Below are 20,889 nucleotides of genomic sequence, written 5' to 3'. Positions count from 1 at the left end.
AGGCTGTTCTTCATGACCACACTTTTCGACCCGATCAAGCTCGGCGCACTGGAACTGCCGAACCGCATCATCATGGCACCGCTGACCCGTTGCCGCGCCGACGAGGGCCGCGTGCCCAACCAGATGATGGCCGACTACTACGTGCAACGCGCCAGCGCCGGGCTGATCCTCAGCGAAGCGACCTCGGTGACGCCCATGGGCGTTGGCTACCCGGACACCCCTGGCATCTGGTCCAACGACCAGGTTCGCGGCTGGGCCAACGTCACCCAGGCCGTGCACGCCGCCGGTGGCCGGATCATGCTGCAGCTGTGGCACGTGGGCCGGATCTCGCATTCGCAATACCTGAACGGCGAGCTGCCGGTGGCCCCCAGCGCAATCGCCGCCGACGGCCACGTCAGCCTGGTGCGTCCGATCACCGGTTTCGAAACCCCACGGGCGCTGGAAACCGCTGAAATTGCCGACATCGTCGAGGCCTATCGAGTGGGCGCAGAGAACGCCAAGGCTGCGGGCTTCGATGGCGTGGAAATCCACGGCGCCAACGGTTACCTGCTCGACCAGTTCCTGCAGAGCAGCACCAACCAGCGCACCGACGCCTATGGCGGCTCCCTGGAAAACCGTGCACGGCTGCTGCTGGAAGTGACCGATGCGGCCATCGACGTCTGGGGCGCCGACCGTGTCGGCATGCACCTCTCGCCACGTGCCGACCTGCACGACATGGGCGACGGCAACCGTGCCGAAACCTTCACCTATGTTGCCCGCGAACTGGGCAAGCGCGGCATCGCGTTCATCTGTGCCCGCGAGAAGGAAGGCGAGGACAGCCTGGCCGCGCAACTGCGTGATGCGTTTGGCGGTCCGTACATCGTCAACGAGCGTTTCGACAAGGCGTCGGCCAACGCTGCCCTGGCCAATGGCATCGCCGACGCCGTGGCCTTCGGCGTGCCGTACATCGCCAACCCCGACCTGCCGGAGCGCCTGCAGGCCGACGCGCCATTGAATGAGCCACACCCCGAAACGTTCTACGCCAAGGGCGCTGCCGGCTACCTGGACTACCCGCGCATGTAAGCGGCAGGCCGGGCCGCCGCCAGGCGTGCCCGGCCGTTCAGCGTCGCAGCTGGCTGATCTGCTGCTGCAGGTTCTGCACCTGACTCTGCAGCGTGTTCAAGCTGCGCGTGGCCTGTCCGCGGAACGCATCGAACTCGCTGATGCTGGGGCCACTGGTGGCCGCCGGTCGATTGTCCTGCTCGCTCTTGAGCACGATGAGATCCTGCTCCAGGCGTTCGAGCTGCGCGCCCGGATTGCTCTTCTTCAACGCGGCTAGCTCGCCGTCCACGCTGTCCAGACGTGCCTGCAACTTGCCGGTGTCCGGCTGTGCCTGCTTCAACGTCGCAAGCTCGGTCGCCAGCGCCTTCAACTGCGTCTGCAATTGCTCGTTGAGCGTCTGCTGCGCAGCCACCTGAGACGCGGCCTGTTCCAGACGGGTCTGCAAGGTGCTCTGCTGGCCGGCCACGCCACTCTGTTGCTGAGTCTGTTGCGCCAGCTGGTCCTGCAACTGCTTGATTTCGCCCCGCAGCGCTTCGCTACCGGATACGGCAGTGGACTGGGTGTTGGCTACTTTGCCGCTGATGTCCTGCAGGCGCCCCGCCGCTTCTTCGCTGATGCGCGCAAAACTCTCCTGAGTCGCTACCAGTTGCTGCTCCATCAGGTTGATCTGCTGGAAACTCCACCAGCCCAGGCCGCCCAGGGCAATGAACAACGCGCCGATCAGCGCCCACAGCGCACCCGTGCTGGGCGCCTTGACGCGCACCACCGGCGTGTTGCGCGAGTACAACGCGTCGCGATCGCGCCCGCCGCCCACTGGGGCAAACTCGTGGTCGTCGCGGGTATCACCACGCAAACTGGGCAGGTTGTCGTCGAAGTCGTCGGGAGCATCTTTGCGCATGTGAGAAACCTTTGTGTCACGGGGTAATGGCCAGGACCGCGAGTATACCCTTGCAACGGCGGGCACTGGCCGACCACCCGGGCGATTGGCTCAACCGCCGGGCGTGCCCTGGGCACGCCACCAGCCACAGAATTCATCCAGCGATGCCCACACGGACGTGCGTGGCTCGTAGCCCAGGTAATGCCGAGCGCGATTGATATCCAGGGTGAAATGCTCGTGCAAGGCCTGGACTTCAAAACGCGACAAGCGCGGTCGGGGTTGGCCGGGCCAGAGCAGGCACGCCGACTCGCAGACCGCAGCACTGCCGTGGGCCAGGCCGAAGTCGCGGTAGCGACGTACCTGGGGCAACTCCAGCTGACGCATCACGTAGTTGATCACATCCCACAGCGGAATCGGCGCGCCATTGCTGATGTTGTAGACCTGGTTGAGCGCGGTATCGCCCGCCGTCAGAGCGCCCAGCAGTGCCTGGTTGAGGTTCTGCACGCTGGTGAAGTCGACCTTGTTCAAGCCGTCGCCGATAATCCGCAGGCGATTCTTGCGCTGCATCTCGATCAACCGCGCGAACTGCTGCCCGTCGCCCGCACCGGTCACCCGATGTGCTCGCAGCACAACGGTTTCCAGGCCGAACTCGGCAGCGCCGAGCACCTTGCGCTCGGCCAGCCATTTGCTGCGCGCGGCATGCCCGCGCAGACGTCCCGGCACCTGCTCTTCCTTGATGGCCAGATGGCTGCGACCGTCGAAACAGACCGCGGCCGAAGACAGATATACCAGCCGCTGCACGTGCTCCTTGAGGCAGGCCTCGACGACGTTCTCGGTGACCTCGACATTGGCCTGCTGGAACATCTGTGCGCGGCCCCAGGTACCTGCGGCACCGGCGCAATGGACCACGGCGTCGACGCCGATGCACAGGCGCTTGGCCAGGTCGGGGTCGAGCAGGTCGCCCTGCATGAACTGTGCGCCGCGTCGTACCAGATGCTCCACCCCTTCGGCCCGGCGACCGTTGATGCGCACTTCAAGCCCCTGCTCCAACGCCATGCGCGTGAAGCGCCCGCCGATAAAGCCGTTTGCGCCGGTAACCAGAATCTTCATGAATTGCTCCGCTGTGCATCGTTCAATGTGTTGCCGCAGCACGAGCTCGGGAAGGTCCTGCAGCGTTCTTCGAGGTCACTCTCTGCTCGGCACCCTGGCTGTGGGCGACCGGGCCGCTAGCGGTAGACGCACGCAGGGCTCACAGCGGCACCAACCAGCTTGCGGCGCCCTCGTGCAGATGCCGGGTGAGGCGCTCGAGCAATTGCCCGCCGTTGCGCCAGTGGTGCCAGAACAACGGCACGTCCACAGGATGCCCGGCAACGATCTCGATCAGGCTGCCGTCAGCCAGTGCATCCTCGACCTGCAGCTCGGGGACCATGCCCCAGCCCATCCCGGCCTTGGCCAACCGGTTGAACCCTTCCGACGACGGGCACAGGTGATGGAGAAAACCTTCCGCCAGCCCCAGCGACGCCAGAAAACGATGTTGCAGATAATCGTCGGGGCCGAACACCAGCGCAGGCGTGCGGGGCAGATGGGCCGGTTCGAAGCCTGCGGAAAAATGCCGAGCCATGAACTCGGGGCTGGCCAGCGCGCGATAGCGCATGGCCCCCAGCAACAGGCTGCGTGCCCCGGCCAGGGGCCGCTCGCTGGCACACAGGCAGGCGGCCACTTCACCGGCGCGCATGCGCTTGAGCCCGACGTCCTGATCCTCCACCACGTGGTCCAGCAGCAATTGCTCGCGAATGCAGAAATCCGCGACCGCGCCGGCCCACCAAGTGCCCAGGCTGTCCGCGTTCAAGGCAATCCGCAGGCGCTCGGGCATGCCCTGCTCATCCAGCGCCGGCACCTGCCCCTGCAGGTCACGCTCGAGCAAGCGTACCTGCTGCACATGGTTGAGCAGGCGGCGGCCGATATCGGTGGGTGCCGGCGGCGTGACGCGAATCAGCACGGGCTGACCCACCCGCGCCTCGAGCAGCTTGATCCGCTGCGACACGGCCGACTGCGACAGGCCCAGCACCTGCGCGGCGCGCTCGAAGCCCGTTTGCTCCACCACAGCGGCCAGCGCGGCGAGCAGCTTGTAATCGAACATCAGATTTCCTAATGAGTGATCAGCACTATTGCTTTTTCTTATACCGCGCCACCCCTCACAATGGCCAGCATCAAATGGGAGATACAGCGATGTGGCAGAGTTACTTGAACGGTTTGCTGGTCGCGTTCGGCCTGATCATGGCGATCGGCACGCAGAACGCTTTCGTTCTGGCGCAGAGCCTGCGCCGTGAGCATCACCTGCCCGTGGCGCTGCTGTGCGTGGTATGCGATGCGCTGCTGGTGGCTGCGGGTGTGTTCGGCCTGGCCACGGTACTGGCGCACAATCCGACCTTGCTGGCGGTGGCACGCTGGGGCGGTGCGTTGTTTCTGCTTTGGTACGGCGTCAAGGCCCTGCGCCGTGCCTGCTCGCGGCAAAGCCTGGAACAGGCCGGCACCGCCGGATTGCGCTCGCGCAGGGCGGTGCTGCTCAGCGCCCTGGCGGTGACCCTGCTCAACCCCCACGTGTATCTGGACACGGTCCTGCTGATCGGCTCGCTCGGCGCCCAGCAAAGCGTGCCTGCCGCCTATGTCGCCGGCGCCACCAGCGCATCGCTGCTGTGGTTCTTCGGCCTGGCCCTGGCTGCGGCGTGGCTGGCGCCCTGGCTGGCGCGGCCCAACACCTGGCGCCTGCTCGATCTGATGGTGGCGGTGATGATGTTCGCCGTAGCCGCGCAACTGGTATTCGCCTGAAACCGTCAGTCTGGCCACGCAAAGGCTCTGGAACCTCTATTCCACACAGTTGTTGCGTGGTTAAGCCACTATGCCGATGCTATGATCCGGCACTGCGTCGCAAAGAGTAAAAACTCGCCGACGTTTTCCAGGCCGCCCGTGATCGGCCTTGCGCAAACCGCAACAGACCTGATTAGGAGAATCACCATGGCTTTCGAATTGCCGCCGCTGCCCTACGCCCACGATGCCCTGCAGCCGCACATCTCCAAGGAAACCCTGGAGTATCACCACGACAAGCACCACAACACCTATGTCGTGAACCTGAACAACCTGGTGCCTGGCACCGAGTTCGAAGGCAAGACCCTCGAAGAGATCGTCAAGTCGTCTTCCGGTGGCATCTTCAACAACGCCGCCCAGGTCTGGAACCACACCTTCTACTGGAACTGCCTGGCGCCAAACGCCGGCGGCCAGCCTACCGGTGCCCTGGCCGAAGCCATCAACACCGCGTTCGGCTCGTTCGACACCTTCAAGGAAGAATTCACCAAGACGTCGGTCGGCACCTTCGGTTCCGGCTGGGGCTGGCTGGTGAAGAAAGCCGACGGTTCCCTGGCCCTGGCCAGCACCATTGGTGCCGGCAACCCGCTGACCAACGGCGATACCCCGCTGTTGACCTGCGACGTCTGGGAACACGCCTATTACATCGACTACCGCAACGTCCGTCCCAAGTACGTTGAGGCGTTCTGGAACCTGGTGAACTGGGACTTCGTTGCCCAGCAGTACGAAGGCCAGGCGTTCACCGCCTGACCTGCTGCACTGTTGAAAAGCCCGGCCTTCGTGCCGGGCTTTTTTGTGCCTGCCTGCATACGCCGAAGGCACGCTTCGTTTACCTTGTTGCTACATGGCCGCTCAAGAATACGTCCGGGTCGGCCGACACACTGGCGCGTCCTCCGGGATTCAAGACCATCGGTACGGCTCGCGCACATTTGTGGCTTTACGGCTTACGGTAAGTTGCCAATACTCATGGCATCTTGATGCCAAGCGTTCGAAACAAGGAATTGCCATTGAAGCTGGAAGTCAGGAACAGCTTGTCCGTCAAGTTGCTTCGCGTGGTACTGATGTCGGCACTGGTCGTGGGCATGGTGCTCAGTTGTGCGCAAATCGTCTTCGATGGCTACAAGACCCGCCAGGCCATCTCCGCCGATGCCGAGCGGATCCTCGCCATGTTCCGCGATCCGTCGACCCAGGCGGTCTATAGCCTGGACCGGGAAATGGGCATGCAGGTCATCGAAGGGTTGTTCCAGGACGATGCCGTGCGCCAGGCTTCCATCGGCCATCCCGACGAACCTATGCTCGCCGAACGTTCGCGTCCGCTGCAGAGCCTGACCAGCCGCTGGCTGACCGATCGCATCCTGGGCCAGGAGCGCAGCTTCGGTACACGCCTGATCGGCCGCGGGCCCTACAGCGAATACTACGGCGACCTGCACATCACCCTGGACACCGCCACCTATGGCGAGGATTTCATCGTCAGCTCGGTGATCATCTTCATCTCCGGCACCTTGCGCGCGCTCGCCCTGGGCCTGTTGCTGTACCTGATCTATCACTGGCTGCTGACCAAGCCGTTGTCGCGGATCATCAAACACTTGCTGCAGATCAACCCCGACCGCCCCGGCGAGTACCAATTGCCGTTGCCGCGCGGCCATGAACACAACGAGCTGGGCCTATGGGTGAATACCGCCAATCAACTCCTGGCCTCCATCGAGCGCAACACCCAACTGCGCCACGAAGCCGAAGACAGCATGCTGCACATGGCCCAGCATGACTTCCTGACCGGCCTGGCCAATCGCGTGCAATTGCAGCAGCAACTGGACAAGGTCCTGCTCGACGCCCATCGCCTGCAGCGGCGGGTGGCGGTGCTGTGCGTCGGCCTCGACGACTTCAAGGGCATCAACGAACAGTTTGGCTACCAGACCGGTGACCAGTTGCTGCGCGCGCTGGCCGATCGCCTGCGGGCCCACAGTGGCAGGTTCGGCACCCTGGCCCGCCTGGGCGGCGATCAGTTCGCACTGGTCCAGGCCGACATCGAACAACCTTACGAAGCGGCGGAATTGGCCCAGCGCATCCTCGACGACCTCGACGCGGCCTTCCCGCTCGACCCGCACTCCATCCGCCTGCGCGCCACCATCGGCATCACCTTGTTTCCCGAAGACGGCGACAGCACCGAAAACCTGCTGCAGAAAGCCGAGCAGACCATGACCCTGGCCAAGGTCCGCTCGCGCAACCGCTACCAGTTCTACATTGCCAGCGTCGACACCGAGATGCGCCGGCGCCGCGAGCTGGAAAAAGACCTGCGCGAGGCACTGGCACGCAATCAACTGCATCTGGTGTACCAGCCACAGATCAGCTACCGCGACCACCGGATCGTCGGCGTCGAGGCACTGCTGAGGTGGCAGCATCCCGAGCACGGCCTGGTGCCACCCGATCAGTTCATTCCGCTGGCCGAGCAGAACCGCAGCATCATTGCCATCGGCGAGTGGGTGCTGAACGAGGCCTGCAGCCAACTGCGCGAGTGGCACGATCAGGGTTTCAGCGGCTTGCGCATGGCGGTCAATCTGTCGACCGTGCAGTTGCATCACAACGAACTGCCGCGGGTGGTCAGCAACATCCTGCAAATGTACCGCCTGCCGCCGCGCAGCCTCGAACTGGAAGTCACCGAAACCGGCCTGATGGAGGACATCAGCACCGCCGCGCAGCACCTGCTGAGTCTGCGACGCTCGGGTGCGCTGATCGCCATCGACGACTTCGGCACGGGCTATTCTTCGCTCAGCTACCTGAAGTCACTGCCACTGGACAAGATCAAGATCGACAAGAGTTTCGTCCAGGACGTGCTCAACGACGAGGACGACGCGACCATCGTCCGGGCGATCATCCAGCTGGGCAAGAGCCTGAACATGCAGGTGATCGCCGAAGGCGTGGAAACGCTGGAGCAGGAAGCGTACATCGTCGCCCAGGGCTGTCATGAGGGCCAGGGCTACCTCTACAGCAAACCCCTGGCCGCTCGCGAACTGACCGCCCTGCTCAAGCAATCCGAGCGCAGCCGTACCAGCCTGGCGCGGACTCCGTCGCAAACCTAGCGGCAGACATGCCAGCCTGAAGGTTTTTTCACATTAACCCTTTACAGAAAATGCAAATCTTTCGCATTATGGCGCAGTTTTGCGCGCCACAGGCGCGCCCGCTCGCCACTCTTGACGCAGGATTTCGCCATGATTCGTACGCCCCTGGCCACCGCCAGTCTGCTGGCCATCGCCATCGCTCTTGCCGGCTGCGACAGCAAGGACAAGCAAACCACCACCGCTGCCCAGGCCCCAGCCCCGGCTGCATCCGCCCCGGCGGCCCCGGCTGCGGTGCCCACGGCCTCCGGGACTCTGGACGAGGCGGCCGCCAAGGCCGTGGTTGCCCATTACGCTGACATCGTGCACGCCACCTTCGAAGACGCGCTGAGCACTGCCCAGACGCTGCAGAAAGCCGTGGACGCCTTCCTTGCCGCACCCAGCGACGCCACCCTGAAGGCCGCACGCGACGCCTGGGTAGCCTCGCGCCCTGCCTACCTGCAGACCGAAACCTTTCGCTTCGGCAACACCCTGATCGACGATTGGGAAGGCCAGGTCAATGCCTGGCCGCTGGACGAAGGCCTGATCGACTACACCGACAAGAGCTACGAACACGCCCTGGGCAACCCGGGCGCGACTGCCAACATCATCGCCAACAAGGAAATCCAGGTCGGTGAAGACAAGGTCGACGTCAGCGAAATCACTCCCGAGAAGCTTGCCAGCCTGAACGAGCTGGGCGGTTCGGAGGCCAACGTCGCCACCGGCTACCACGCCATCGAATTCCTGCTCTGGGGTCAGGACCTCAACGGTACCGGCCCTGGCGCCGGCAACCGCCCTGCCTCCGACTACCTGGACGGCGCGGGCGCCACCGGCGGCCACAACGATCGCCGTCGCGCCTACCTCAAGGCCGTCACCGATCTGCTGGTCAGCGACCTCGAAGAGATGCTCGCCAACTGGAAGCCCAACGTGGCCGACAACTACCGCGCCACGCTGGTCGGCGAACCGGTCGACAGTGGCCTGCGCAAAATGCTTTTCGGCATGGGCAGCCTGTCGCTCGGCGAACTGGCCGGCGAACGCATGAAGGTCGCGCTCGAAGCCAACTCGCCGGAAGACGAGCACGACTGCTTCAGCGACAACACGCACAATTCCGCCTTCTACAATGCCAAGGGCATCCGTAACGTGTACCTGGGCGAGTACACCCGTACCGACGGCACCAAGCTGACCGGCGCCAGCCTGTCCTCACTGGTGGCCAAGGCCGACCCGGCTGCCGATACCGCGCTCAAGGCCGATCTGGCCGACACCGAAGCGAAGATGCAGGCCATCGTCGACCGCGCCAACAAGGGCGAGCACTTCGACCAGTTGATCAGCGCCGACAACGCCGCCGGCCAGCAGGTGGTACGCGATGCAATCGCCGCCCTGGTCAAGCAGACCGGCGCAATCGAACAGGCCGCCGGCAAACTGGGCATCACCGATCTGAACCCGGACACCGCCGATCACGAGTTCTGATTCAACCGGGGGCTGCACTGGAGAAGGCTACGCCGACGCCAGTTGCAGCCCCCATGCGTCGGCCGAACATCCGCTTCCTTCACCACAGCTTTCCACCCATGCGCCCATCCCTGCCCCGTGTCGTCTTCCTGCTCCTGGCCTGCGGCCTGGTCGGGTGTGACGACGCCCCGCGTTTCACCCAGGCAGAGCCGGGCGAAGCACAGAGCGCGGGGCAGGCCACCGTGCGCAAATTCGATGTCAACGCCTACTCCATGCCCTCGGCCAATCTTTCTCCGGTCCGACGCCTGGATTTCAGCGTGGGCAATAGTTTCTTCCGCAGCCCCTGGGTCATCGCGCCGTCTACCACCACCGCGCGTGACGGCCTGGGGCCGCTGTTCAATACCAATGCCTGCCAGAACTGCCACATCAAGGATGGCCGCGGCCATCCGCCCGAAGACAACGCGCTCAGCGCCGTCTCCATGCTGGTCCGCTTGTCGCTGCCCGACAGCCCGCATTACCTGCGCGAGATCGAACGCCTGGGCGTGGTGCCCGAGCCGGTCTACGGCACACAGCTGCAGGATATGGCCATCCCTGGCCATGTGCCCGAAGGCAAGGTGAGGGTCACCTATCAAAGCGTGCCGGTGCGCTTCAAGGACGGCACTCTGGTCGAGCTGCGCCAGCCGCAGTTGCAGATCAGCCAATTGGGCTACGGCCCACTGCATCCCGACACACGCTTCTCTGCGCGGGTCGCACCACCGATGATCGGCCTGGGCCTGCTCGAAGCAATCAGCGAAGCGGATATCCTGGCCAATGTCCGCAACCAGGCCGATAGCGCCGGGCCGATCAAGGGTCGGCCCAATCAGGTATGGGACGACAGCCAAGGCCGCAGCGTGCCGGGCCGCTTCGGCTGGAAAGCCGGACAGCCCAATCTGAACCAGCAGAATGTCCATGCCTTTTCCGGCGACATGGGGCTGACCACCTCGCTGCGTCCCTTCGATGACTGTACGGCGGCGCAAACCGATTGTCGCCAGGCGGTCAACGGCAATGGCCCGGGCGGGGAACCCGAAGTCAGTGATAACATTCTGCGTCTGGTGTTGTTCTACACCCGCAACCTGGGTGTGCCTGCGCGCCGCGACGTCGACTCGCCGCAGGTCCTGGCCGGCAAGAATCTGTTCTATCAGGCCGGCTGCCAGGGTTGCCACGTGGCGCAATACACCACGGCCAGCGACGCGGCGGAGCCCGAGCTGCGCAGCCAGACGATTCGCCCCTACACCGACCTGCTGCTGCACGACATGGGCCCCGGCCTGGCCGACGGGCGCAGCGAGTTCAAGGCCGGCGCACAGGACTGGCGCACGCCGCCGCTGTGGGGCATCGGCCTGAGCGAAACGGTCAGCGGGCATAGCCAGTTTCTCCACGACGGTCGCGCGCGCAACCTGCTCGAAGCCGTGCTGTGGCACGGCGGCGAAGCCGAAGCGGCCAGGCAACAGGTATTGCAATTCGACGCCCAGCAGCGCGCTGCGCTGCTGGCGTTCTTGAACTCTCTCTAGATGAACACACGTTTCAGGAGCCTACATGTTCCGTCCCAAGCTGCTCTTCACCGGCCTTGCCGCCCTGGCACTGGGTGCCTGCTCGCCGCAAGACCGGCAAGCCGTTACCAGTGCGGCCATAGCCAAGCAGGTCATCCTGCCGACCTATAGCCGCTGGGTGGAGGCCGATCGGCAACTGGCTGCCAGCGCCCTGGCGTTCTGCCAGGGTACGCAGCCACTGGATGCCGCGCGTGCCGATTTCCTCAAGGCGCAAAGAGCCTGGGCCGAGCTGCAACCGTTGCTGATCGGGCCGCTGGCCGAGGGCAACAAAGCCTGGTCGGTGCAGTTCTGGCCGGACAAGAAGAACCTCGTCGGCCGTCAGGTCGAGCAACTGGCCAACGCCGAGCAACCTATCGACGCACAGGGTTTGGCCAAGGCCAGCGTGGTCGTGCAGGGGCTGTCGGCCTATGAGTACATCCTGTTCGACAGCAAGCCGGAAATTGCCGATGCCGCGCAGAAAGCACGCTACTGTCCACTGCTCAGCGCCATTGGCGAACGGCAGAAAGCGCTGGCCGAAGAAATCCTCGCCAGTTGGAACAGTGCCGACGGCATGCTCGCGCAGATGACCAAGTTTCCCAACCAGCGCTATGCCGACTCCCACGAAGCCATCGCCGATGTACTGCGTGCGCAGGTCACCGCACTCGACACCCTGAAGAAAAAGCTCGGCGCGCCCATGGGCCGCCTCAGCAAGGGTATCGCCCAGCCCTACCAGGCCGAGGCCTGGCGCAGCGCGCAGTCGATGCACAGCGTGCGGGCGAGCCTGGCGGCCGCCCAGACCGTCTGGGTCGGCGTGGACGGCAAGGGCCTGCGCGGCCTGTTGCCCACCGAGCAGAAACCCCTGGCCGACAAGATCGACGCCGCCTACGCCGCGTCCATGAAGCTGCTCGACGGCAATACCCGCAACCTCGGTGAACTGCTCGGCGACGATGGCGGCAAACAGTTCCTCAACACCCTCTACGACAGCCTCAACGTGGTCCACCGTCTGCACGAAGGCGAACTGGCCCGCGCCCTGAACATCCAGCTGGGCTTCAATGCCAACGACGGTGACTGACGATGATTGTACGCTCGGCGCAGAAGCTGACCCACGTACTGCTCAAGGCACTGACCCTGGGCAACTGGACGCTGGCCCGGCATCCGCAGCGCGAACCGCTGCTGTTGTCTGCGCGCGACGATGCCGATGGCGGGCACTACGCCGTGGGCTATCGGCTGGACGGCCGCGAGGTGTTCGCCACGCAGGTAGGCCAACGCTGCCATGACATCGTCACGCACCCGACGCTGCCCGTGGCGCTGTTCGTGGCTCGCCGTCCCGGCACCGAAAGCTACTTGATCGATCTGCGCGACGGCGTGTTGCTGCAGACCCTGGCATCCCAGGCAGATCGGCACTTCTATGGCCACGCAGTAGTGCACAAGGATGGCGAGTGGCTGTACGCCACCGAGAACGACACCACCGAGCCAGGCCGTGGCGTTCTGGGGGTCTACCGCTTCGTCGACGGACGCCTGGTGCACAGTGGCGAACTGTCCACCCATGGCATCGGCCCTCATCAGGTATCGTGGATGCCGGACGGCGAAACCCTGGTGGTGGCCAATGGCGGTATTCGGACCGAGGCCGAAAGCCGGATCGAGATGAATCTGGATGCCATGCAGCCGAGCCTGGTGATGATGCAGCGCGATGGCACCCTGCTGAGCAAGGAGTGTCTGGAACAGCCGATGAACAGCGTGCGGCACCTGGCAATCGGCAGCGACGCTACCGTCTTCGCCTGCCAGCAATTCATGGGGCCTGCCCATGAAAGCGCGCCGCTGTTGGCGGTCAAGCGTCCCGGCCAGCCCTTCGAAGCCTTTCCCGTTTCGCTGACGCAATTGCAATCCATGGGGCACTACACCGCCAGCGTTGCGGTGCACAGCGAGTTGCGCCTGGTGGCGCTGACGGCGCCGAGGGCCAACCGCTTCTTCATCTGGGACATGGACAGCGGTGCGGTCAGGCATGACGGCACCTTGCCCGACTGCGCAGGCGTGGGGGCTGTGGAAGACGGTTTCGTGGTGACGTCGGGGCAAGGCCGCTGCCGCCATTACGACTGCCGGGCGGCGCAGCTGGTGGGCATGCCGCTGCAATTGCCATCGGGGCTTTGGGACAACCACCTGTACCTGGCTTGAGCCAGTGCAACGTGAGCCAGCGAACTGGCTCGGGAATTCAACCCTGGGTGCGCACGCCTTGGCTCAGGCCCAGCATGAACAGGATGAAATCCTTGTCCGGGGTCACTGCGATGTGCGCCTTCTGCGACCGGGGCAATGGGCAATTGCCCTCACCGTGGGCCGCACTGACAATGGCCGAGCGGGGTTGTTCCCACGCCGCTGCCGCCGCAGTGGCCACCCCCAGGGCTGCCACCAGAAACAAACCTCGTGCCATTTCTAGTTTCATCACGCTAAACCTTTGATGGAGCTGCCGAATGCCGCTTCATAAAGGTAGATCAACTTCTGCCAGTCGGGTGCACTGAACGACGAATGGCGACGCAGCTGCTTCATGTCGTGGGAGGCAGCTTGCTGCGCGGTCATGCGCTGACGGCACTTCTCCAGGTCCAGCAGCGCTACCTCACCGCGTGCATTGCTGCCCTCGCCTGTCACGCGCACGAACACATGCTTGATATAGATGCAGCTGTGCTGCCAGCGGCCGCGGTGCATGCGCGCCAGATTGGTCGCCAGGCTCTGCAGAATCTGCTCGTGGACCGCTTCGCCGTGGCGTTCGCGGCCCCCGCCCTGCAGCCAGTGCTCATACTCCTCGAAACCGTCCAAGGAACGCGTCACCAGCAGTGCGCGCCACTGATTGTTCTCGTCGCGCTGCGTACCGCAGAAGATCATCTTCGGTACATTGACGTCGAGCTGGTAGAGCGCGGTCAACGCATCGCGTTCGCGCAGCACCGTTGGGCGACCGAACGGGTGCAGCCAGCTGCGGTAGATATGCCCGACCTGGCGCTTGACGTAGATCATCTGCCCGTCGGCAGCGAACAGGCGTTGCACGCCGCTTTCACCGCCGCGCCTGACATTGGGCTCTTCCACCCAGGCACCCTGCTGCCGCCAATAGTGATCGAAGTCGGCATCTCCGCTCGCCGTGCCTGCCGTCATACCTTCAACCGCCATCCTGCTTACCCCTTACGTAGAACGTATACTCGCCACATGGCGTACATCGGTAAAAAGTCCAGGCGTTCCTGGATACGGAAGCCGGCCTGGATGAACTCCGCTTCAACGGTTGCCGCCGGCAACACGAAGCGGTTCTGATACCCATCCTGCTCGTTGTGCAGGCGTCGACGCTGCTCGGCCCGCTCACGCTTCCAGGCCTTGAAGTTGCCATCGACCCACAACGACAAGACCACACTGTCACGCGTCACTCGATGAAACTGCTTGAGAATCGTCATGCGGTGCTCGGCCTCGCCGATGTGGTGCAGCAACCTCATGCAAAAAATGCTGTCCACCGAATTGTCCGGCAGGGCCACATCGAATGCCGAGGTCTGCAGCGGCTGCACCCGGCCAACGATGTGCGCCGGCTGTGAAGCGCAGGCGGTTTCCACCATGGCCGCAGAGTTGTCCGCACCAATGATCACCCGGTTCTGCTTCTCCGCCAGCAGCGGCCAGAAACGACCGGCGCCGCACGGCAGGTCCAGCACCAATCCAGGCTCGCCGACCAGGGCCAGGGCTTTGCGGGCCAGCTGTTCGTCACGTCGGTGCGACATGCGTCGAGCAAAACTGTTGCGGTGTTTGTCGAAATACTTCTGCGCGTGAGCGCGATCGTACTTATCGGAAAATTCCAGCTTCACGGGATCGGACATGGGCACGCCTCCAGGACAGTGGCGCACACCTTATTCATCCAACCGTCATGGCTAGGTCATGTCATTGTGAAAAATTTGTCAGAAGTTTCCGAGCTGATACAGGATATTTCCTACAATAATTGCACCTGGGGTGCGAAGCAAGCATCACCCCAGGGCTTGCTTGCCAAGGCCCAGCTCCACACTGAAGCGACAGCCATGAGGCTCGACGGCCTCCAGATGGACTTGCCAGCCCTGGTCCTCGCAGATCCGCTGGACCAACGACAGACCCAGGCCTAGACCTTCTCCACGCTTCTCCGGGCCGCGCACGAACGGCTGGAACATGGCCTCGCGCTGGGCCTCGGGGATCCCTACACCGCTGTCTTCCACATGGAAGCCGCTCGCCCCCAGCGTCAGACGAATGAAACCCTGATCGGTGTAGTGCAGGGCATTGCGCAGCAGGTTGCCCATCACGGCGTGAAGAAAAGCACCGTTGTAGGTCTGCGCCAAGGGCGCGCCAGCGACGAACTCAAGGGCCAGGCCTTTCTTTTCGATGGCTGGTCGCCATTGGGTCAGCAGCGCTTCGGCTACCTGACCCAGAGTGGCCGGCGTGGCTCTGCCGCTGTCGTCGCGCTGGGCCCGCGCCAGCATCAGGAAGGTCTGCACCAGGTCACGCATGTCTTCGCAGGCTCGGGCAATGCGCAGCACCTGCGCACGGGAACGCTCCGGCAGCGCCGGATTCTCCAGCAGCAGCTCGCAGGAGCTGGCGAGCACCATCAACGGCGTGCGCAGTTCATGGCTCACGTCGCTGGTAAACAGCCGTTCGCGGGTCAAGGCATCGCGCAGGCGGCCAAGGGTGGCATCGAAGGCCACGGCCAGCTCGCCGACTTCGTCGGCCGTATAGTCCGGTGCCAATGGCGGTGCCAGGCCAAGAATCTGATCACGATGGCGCACCTGGCGGGCCAGGCGCACCACGGGCGCCATGACCTTGCGTGCCAAGACCCAGCCAAGAAAGATCGCCAGGGCCAGACTGAGCACGAAGCCCACCAGCACCACGGCGAACAGCACTCTTTCGCGCTCTTCGAAATCGCTCTGATCCTGCAGCAAGGCGTAACGACGACCGTCGACTACCTCGATCATCGCGTGGTAGGAAAGGTCGCCGCGAAACACTTCGTGGAAGCCGCGTGGCAGATGCCTCACATCGGCAGTGAGCGCGAAGTCGCCCGGACCGTTATCGTAGTAGAACAACTGATCGGGTTCGGGGCGATGGCTCCAGTCGGCCGCGTTGTCCATCAGCAGCAGGCGCTGCAGGTCGCCGCCCAGGCCTGCGGATATCAACCGCTCCTCCACCAGGTGCACGGTAGCCACGATACCGACCGCGAACGCCCCTGCGACCAGCGCACTCATCAAGGCAAACGCGATGATGATGCGTTGCGCGAGGCTCTGCTTAAACTCCATCGCGGCCTTCGGCAAGACGGTAACCGACACCGTGCACGGTGTGCAGCAAGGGCTTCTCGAACGGCTTGTCGATCACCTGGCGCAGCTGATGGACGTGGCTGCGCAGGCTGTCGCTGTCGGGGCAGTCATCGCCCCACAGAGCTTCCTCGAGCACTTCGCGGCGCAGCACATGGGGGCTCTTCTGCATCAGCACGGCGAGCAGCTTGAGGCCAACCGGGTTGAGCTTGAGCAGGCGGCCCTCGCGGGTGACCTCGAGGGTGTCGAGGTCGTAGATGAGATCGCCCACCTGCAGCGAGCGACGACCGCCGCCCTGGGCCCGGCGCAGGACCGCTTCGATGCGTGCTGCCAGCTCCGACAGGGCAAACGGCTTGAGCAGGTAGTCGTCGGCGCCGGAACGAAAACCCTGCAGGCGATCGTCCAGCTGGTCGCGCGCGGTGAGCATGATCACCGGCGTATCGCGCCGGGCATCTTCGCGCAGGCGCTTGCACAGCGTATAGCCATCGATGCCCGGGAGCATGATGTCGAGCACGATGAGGTCGTAGTGCTCGGTCGCCGCCAGGTGCAATCCGGACAGGCCGTCCTGGGCGCAGTCGACGGTGTAGCCTTTCATACCCAGGTAATCGGCCAGGTTGGCCAGGATGTCGCGGTTGTCTTCAACCAGTAGGATTCGCATGGGCAGGTCTCCGAGTGCTGCTGTCGCCCCGGCGGGGCTCGCGCAGCTTATAGGCTGGGCAGGCATAAAAAAACCCCGGCCATCGCTGGCCGGGGTTTTTCTTACCTGAGGACAGGTAGAGCGCGGGACTCGCTTACATCATGCCGCCCATGCCACCCATGCCGCCCATGTCTGGCATGCCGCCGCCAGCCGAGCCTTCGGCTTTCGGCTTGTCGGCAATGGCCGCTTCGGTGGTCAGGATCAGACCACCGATGGAAGCTGCAGCCTGCAAGGCCGAACGGGTCACCTTGGTAGGATCCAAGATACCCATTTCGATCATGTCGCCGTAGACGCCAGTTGCAGCGTTGTAACCGTAGTTACCATTGCCGTTCTTGACTTCGTTGACGACAACGCTTGGCTCGTCGCCGGAGTTGGCAGCGATCTGGCGCAGCGGTGCTTCGACTGCGCGACGCAGTACAGCTATACCTACGTTCTGATCAGCGTTGTCGCCGGTCAGGTTGGTCAGCGCTTCCAGAGCACGGATCAGTGCAACGCCACCGCCAGGTACCACGCCTTCTTCGACGGCTGCGCGGGTTGCGTGCAGGGCGTCTTCAACGCGGGCTTTCTTCTCTTTCATTTCAACTTCGGAGCCAGCGCCAACCTTGATCACTGCAACGCCGCCAGACAGCTTGGCCAGGCGTTCCTGCAGTTTTTCACGGTCGTAGTCCGAGGAAGTTTCGGCAACCTGGGCACGGATCTGGTTGATACGGGACTGGATGTCGCCTTCAACGCCAGCACCGTCGACGATGATGGTGTTTTCCTTGGAAATGGTCACGCGCTTGGCGCTGCCCAGGTTTTCCAGGGTGGCACTTTCCAGGCTCAGGCCGATCTCTTCGGAGATAACGGTACCGCCGGTCAGTACGGCGATGTCCTGCAGCATGGACTTGCGACGATCGCCGAAGCCCGGCGCCTTGACGGCAGCGACTTTGACGATACCGCGCATGTTGTTCACGACCAGAGTCGCCAAGGCTTCGCCTTCGACGTCTTCGGAAACGATCAACAGCGGGCGGCCGGCCTTGGCAACAGCTTCCAGCACCGGCAGCATTTCACGGATGTTGGAGATTTTCTTGTCGACCAGCAGGATCAGCGGGCTGTCCAGCTCGGCGACCATGGTCTCAGGCTTGTTGACGAAGTACGGGGACAGGTAGCCACGGTCGAACTGCATGCCTTCTACAACCGACAGCTCGTTTTCCAGGCCACTGCCTTCTTCAACGGTGATCACGCCTTCTTTACCGACTTTTTCCATGGCTTCGGCAATGATGTCGCCGATGGAGCTGTCGGAGTTGGCGGAGATGGTACCGACCTGAGCGATGGCCTTGGTATCGGCGCATGGCTTGGACAGGTTTTTCAGCTCGGCAACAACGGCGATGGTCGCCTTGTCGATGCCGCGCTTGAGGTCCATCGGGTTCATGCCGGCAGCGACGGCCTTGTAGCCTTCGTTGACGATGGCCTGAGCCAGAACGGTAGCGGTCGTGGTGCCGTCGCCTGCGTCATCGTTGGCACGGGAGGCAACGTCTTTGACCAGCTGCGCGCCCATGTTTTCGAAACGGTCTTCGAGCTCGATTTCCTTGGCAACGGAAACGCCGTCCTTGGTGATGGTCGGAGCGCCGAAGCTCTTCTCGATGATCACGTTACGGCCTTTCGGGCCCAGGGTCGCTTTTACCGCGTCTGCCAGGACGTTGACACCAGTCAGCATTTTCTTGCGGGCGGAGTCGCCGAATTTAACTTCTTTAGCAGCCATGATCGATTTCCTTGAATACTGGGTAGTAACGGGAGTTCAGTGGTTTCAGACTTCGACGACGGCGAGGATCTCGCTCTCGCTCATCACCAGCAGGTCTTCACCGTCGACCTTGACGGTGTTGCTGCCCGAGTAAGGGCCGAATACCACCTTGTCACCCACTTTGACGGCCAGCGCACGAACTTCGCCGCTCTCCAGGATCTTGCCGGTGCCCACTGCGACGATTTCGCCACGGTTGGGTTTTTCAGCGGCCGAACCTGGCAGAACGATACCGCCAGCGGTTTTGGACTCTTCTTCGCTGCGACGGATAACGACGCGGTCATGCAGAGGACGAAGCTTCATTGTCGATCTCTCCTAATTATGGTTTTCATCGGCCGGTGTGTACCGGCGGTGTGGATCTTCCGGCGTAACCGGTCGCGTCTTGCACCGCAAGACGCGGGAACATGTGTGGCGCAATCGCCACAAACCTTGCGGTGACCCATACATGAGGTCGGCGCGAGCGATTACAAGGGCCGGGCTGAAAAAATTTGCAGGCGAAGCTGCAAAAGAAACGGCGCCCGAGGGCGCCGTTGACACGTTGCAGCAGGTGTTCAGCGGTCCGGACGCGACGTGTCGCGACCGACCACTTCGCCTTCGATCACCTCGCCTTCGATGACGTGAGCTCGGTAGGCCTGGGCCGGGCCACCCGGGGGCGGCATGTCGTCGGCGAACGCGCGCTGGCGCATGGCTTGCGCCTGGGCACGCTCGCGTACCTTGCGGATCAGGAAGTGCCGGGTGAATGGCAGCAGGCACAGCACAGCCAGCAGATCGCTGATGAAGCCGGGCACGATCAGCAGTACGCCGCCGACGGCGGTGACCAGACCATTGAACATCTGCTCGGCAGGCAGCTCGCCGCGCTGCAGGCTGGCTCGGGTACGCAGGACGGTGGCCAGACCGGCGACGCGCATGACCAGCACACCCAATGCCGAACCGGCGATGATGAGCAGCAGCGCGGGAAAGAACCCGATCGCCGTGCTCACCTTGAAGAAGACGTACAGTTCCAGCACGGGGAACAACAGGAACAGCAATAGAAAAGCGCGCATCAAATGGTTTCCTCTACGGAAGAATGCCTTCCAGTAGACCCTAGATGACGTCAATAAATCGTTAATTCAAGGTGGCGACCCATCAGTCGCTTAGGCCAGTCCCGCGAAACCCGCGCCAGCCGGGCCTCGCAGACTTGTGTCGGCGTATTGCAATGTTACCAGGCGACACCGAAACCGGCGGTGTAGCGGGTACTGTCCAGGTCCGCACCACTGGTGCCGCTGACCAGGTCCTTCTCGGCCTTGAGGTTCAACGACGCCCATTCGGTAACCTTGTAGCGCAGGCCCATTTCGGCATCCAGGCTGTAGTCGGCGACGTTGCCGATCGGCTTGCCGAGTTCGCCGCGGGTGAAGAACTCGACCGTCTTGCCGATCAGGTAGCGGTTGTAGTCCCACTTCATGGCCAGCGAATAGAAGTTGTCCTTGTCGCCGTCGGCATACTGGTAGTCGGTGCGGTTGATCAAGCCACCGAGGGAGAACGCACCCAGTTCGTCGTCCCAGAACTGGTAGCCCGGGCCGGTACCCACGGTGCGCTGACGCTCCAGGTCCTCGATCTTGTCACGCTTGTAATCAACCCGGCCCTGCCAGAACCACTGATCGGTGAGGAAGCGGTCAAGGGAGTATTCGAGATCGAAATTGTCGGTCGTGACGATGCTGTCCTGGGACTCGCGGTTGTACTCGCCAGAGCCGATATGACGCCACTTGCCGTGCCTGGCGGTAGTCTTGAAGGCGACGTTGTAGTCGTCGGTATCGGTTTCGGCACGCTTGTAGTCCAGGCCCAGGTCGACGTTGCCCTTGATCTGCAGATCGGTGACCACCGGCTTGGGCTTGATGATCTGCTGGATGCTGGCCAACTCGACGGTCTTCGGTGCATCACCGTTCTGCAGGATGACTTTGCCGTCTTCGGCGGCCTTGAACGACTTGGTTTTCTCGCCGATGTAGTCATCCTGCTTGACCAGCAGTTCCTGGTCGCTTTCCATGGTCTTGATCTGTTTCCAGTCCAGAGGAATCGAACCACCGTATTCAGTCTTCACCATCAGCTTGCCACCGTCGAACACGGTAATCTTGCCGGAGATACGGTCGCCGTTCTTCAACCAGACTGTATCGGCAAACGTCACGGAAGAGGTGGAAGCCAGGGCAAGGCACAGCAGGGTTCTAGGCAACATAAGCGGATTCTGGGTGCTCTGAAGTGTAGGAAATGCGG

20 protein-coding genes are annotated in these 20,889 nt (G+C 63.2%); 8 read left to right on the top strand and 12 right to left on the bottom strand.

Going from position 1 to position 20,889, the window contains the following annotated elements:
* Positions 1-12: 12 nt before the first annotated feature.
* Positions 13-1,062 carry an alkene reductase gene (locus tag IFT44_RS05885; RefSeq protein WP_122479431.1) on the top strand — a complete coding sequence of 350 codons (1,050 nt, stop codon included), beginning with the start codon at positions 13-15 and terminating at the stop codon, positions 1,060-1,062.
* 37 nt (positions 1,063-1,099) lie between these two features.
* Here IFT44_RS05885 and IFT44_RS05880 read toward each other — a convergent pair whose 3' ends face one another.
* The 3 genes from IFT44_RS05880 to IFT44_RS05870 form a co-directional block, all read right to left on the bottom strand.
* Entirely contained in the window at positions 1,100-1,939 is an 840-nt protein-coding gene (locus IFT44_RS05880; protein ID WP_192175570.1) for an ATPase, read from the bottom strand.
* A 90-nt stretch (positions 1,940-2,029) separates the two neighbouring features.
* Entirely contained in the window at positions 2,030-3,028 is a 999-nt protein-coding gene (locus tag IFT44_RS05875) for an NAD-dependent epimerase/dehydratase family protein (protein WP_192175569.1), read from the bottom strand.
* Between the two features lie 139 nt (positions 3,029-3,167).
* The gene (locus IFT44_RS05870; protein WP_192175568.1) at positions 3,168-4,058 is read right to left on the bottom strand and encodes a LysR family transcriptional regulator ArgP; all 891 of its coding nucleotides are present in this window, start codon (positions 4,056-4,058) and stop codon (positions 3,168-3,170) included.
* 89 nt (positions 4,059-4,147) lie between these two features.
* On the opposite strand from IFT44_RS05870, the gene IFT44_RS05865 reads away from it, so the two are divergent.
* The 7 genes from IFT44_RS05865 (at position 4,148) to IFT44_RS05835 (ending at position 13,055) form a co-directional block, all read left to right on the top strand.
* Entirely contained in the window at positions 4,148-4,747 is a 600-nt protein-coding gene (locus IFT44_RS05865; RefSeq protein ID WP_122479435.1) for a LysE/ArgO family amino acid transporter, read from the top strand.
* 186 nt (positions 4,748-4,933) lie between these two features.
* A complete protein-coding gene (locus IFT44_RS05860; RefSeq protein WP_122479436.1) occupies positions 4,934-5,530 on the top strand; it encodes a superoxide dismutase in 597 nt (198 codons plus the stop codon).
* A 257-nt stretch (positions 5,531-5,787) separates the two neighbouring features.
* A complete protein-coding gene (locus tag IFT44_RS05855; RefSeq protein ID WP_192175741.1) occupies positions 5,788-7,857 on the top strand; it encodes a putative bifunctional diguanylate cyclase/phosphodiesterase in 2,070 nt (689 codons plus the stop codon).
* Positions 7,858-7,986: 129 nt separating this feature from the next.
* A complete protein-coding gene (locus IFT44_RS05850) occupies positions 7,987-9,339 on the top strand; it encodes an imelysin family protein (protein ID WP_122479438.1) in 1,353 nt (450 codons plus the stop codon).
* A gap of 98 nt (positions 9,340-9,437) precedes the next feature.
* A complete protein-coding gene (locus IFT44_RS05845) occupies positions 9,438-10,865 on the top strand; it encodes a di-heme oxidoreductase family protein (RefSeq protein ID WP_192175567.1) in 1,428 nt (475 codons plus the stop codon).
* A 25-nt stretch (positions 10,866-10,890) separates the two neighbouring features.
* Positions 10,891-11,955: an imelysin family protein gene (locus IFT44_RS05840; protein ID WP_192175566.1), complete on the top strand. Its 1,065-nt coding sequence runs from the start codon at positions 10,891-10,893 to the stop codon at positions 11,953-11,955.
* A gap of 2 nt (positions 11,956-11,957) precedes the next feature.
* Positions 11,958-13,055 carry a DUF1513 domain-containing protein gene (locus IFT44_RS05835; RefSeq protein ID WP_122479440.1) on the top strand — a complete coding sequence of 366 codons (1,098 nt, stop codon included), beginning with the start codon at positions 11,958-11,960 and terminating at the stop codon, positions 13,053-13,055.
* Between the two features lie 37 nt (positions 13,056-13,092).
* Here IFT44_RS05835 and IFT44_RS05830 read toward each other — a convergent pair whose 3' ends face one another.
* From IFT44_RS05830 to IFT44_RS05790, 9 genes are all read right to left on the bottom strand, one after another.
* On the bottom strand, positions 13,093-13,320 hold the full coding sequence (locus IFT44_RS05830; protein WP_122479441.1) for a hypothetical protein: 228 nt from the start codon (positions 13,318-13,320) through the stop codon (positions 13,093-13,095).
* Entirely contained in the window at positions 13,320-14,036 is a 717-nt protein-coding gene (locus tag IFT44_RS05825; protein ID WP_185794021.1) for a lipopolysaccharide kinase InaA family protein, read from the bottom strand. The genes IFT44_RS05830 and IFT44_RS05825 overlap by 1 nt, the downstream gene beginning before the upstream one ends.
* A gap of 5 nt (positions 14,037-14,041) precedes the next feature.
* On the bottom strand, positions 14,042-14,722 hold the full coding sequence (locus IFT44_RS05820) for a class I SAM-dependent methyltransferase (RefSeq protein WP_122479443.1): 681 nt from the start codon (positions 14,720-14,722) through the stop codon (positions 14,042-14,044).
* A 144-nt stretch (positions 14,723-14,866) separates the two neighbouring features.
* The gene (locus IFT44_RS05815; RefSeq protein WP_192053618.1) at positions 14,867-16,156 is read right to left on the bottom strand and encodes a sensor histidine kinase; all 1,290 of its coding nucleotides are present in this window, start codon (positions 16,154-16,156) and stop codon (positions 14,867-14,869) included.
* Positions 16,146-16,829: a two-component system response regulator ColR gene (gene colR, locus IFT44_RS05810; RefSeq protein ID WP_122479445.1), complete on the bottom strand. Its 684-nt coding sequence runs from the start codon at positions 16,827-16,829 to the stop codon at positions 16,146-16,148. The genes IFT44_RS05815 and colR overlap by 11 nt, the downstream gene beginning before the upstream one ends.
* A gap of 133 nt (positions 16,830-16,962) precedes the next feature.
* Entirely contained in the window at positions 16,963-18,609 is a 1,647-nt protein-coding gene (groL, locus tag IFT44_RS05805) for a chaperonin GroEL (RefSeq protein WP_122479446.1), read from the bottom strand.
* Between the two features lie 45 nt (positions 18,610-18,654).
* A complete protein-coding gene (locus IFT44_RS05800) occupies positions 18,655-18,948 on the bottom strand; it encodes a co-chaperone GroES (RefSeq protein ID WP_192057660.1) in 294 nt (97 codons plus the stop codon).
* 248 nt (positions 18,949-19,196) lie between these two features.
* Positions 19,197-19,688: an FxsA family protein gene (locus IFT44_RS05795; RefSeq protein WP_122479448.1), complete on the bottom strand. Its 492-nt coding sequence runs from the start codon at positions 19,686-19,688 to the stop codon at positions 19,197-19,199.
* A 155-nt stretch (positions 19,689-19,843) separates the two neighbouring features.
* Positions 19,844-20,851, bottom strand: coding sequence for a DUF481 domain-containing protein (locus tag IFT44_RS05790; protein ID WP_185794023.1), 1,008 nt, complete (start codon positions 20,849-20,851; stop codon positions 19,844-19,846).
* Between the last annotated feature and the right edge of the window lie 38 nt (positions 20,852-20,889).

It is taken from the genome of Pseudomonas sp. CFBP 13710, from assembly GCF_014842235.1.
GTDB lineage: Bacteria > Pseudomonadota > Gammaproteobacteria > Pseudomonadales > Pseudomonadaceae > Aquipseudomonas > Aquipseudomonas baltica.
This window is presented reverse-complemented; position numbering and strand designations above follow the sequence as displayed.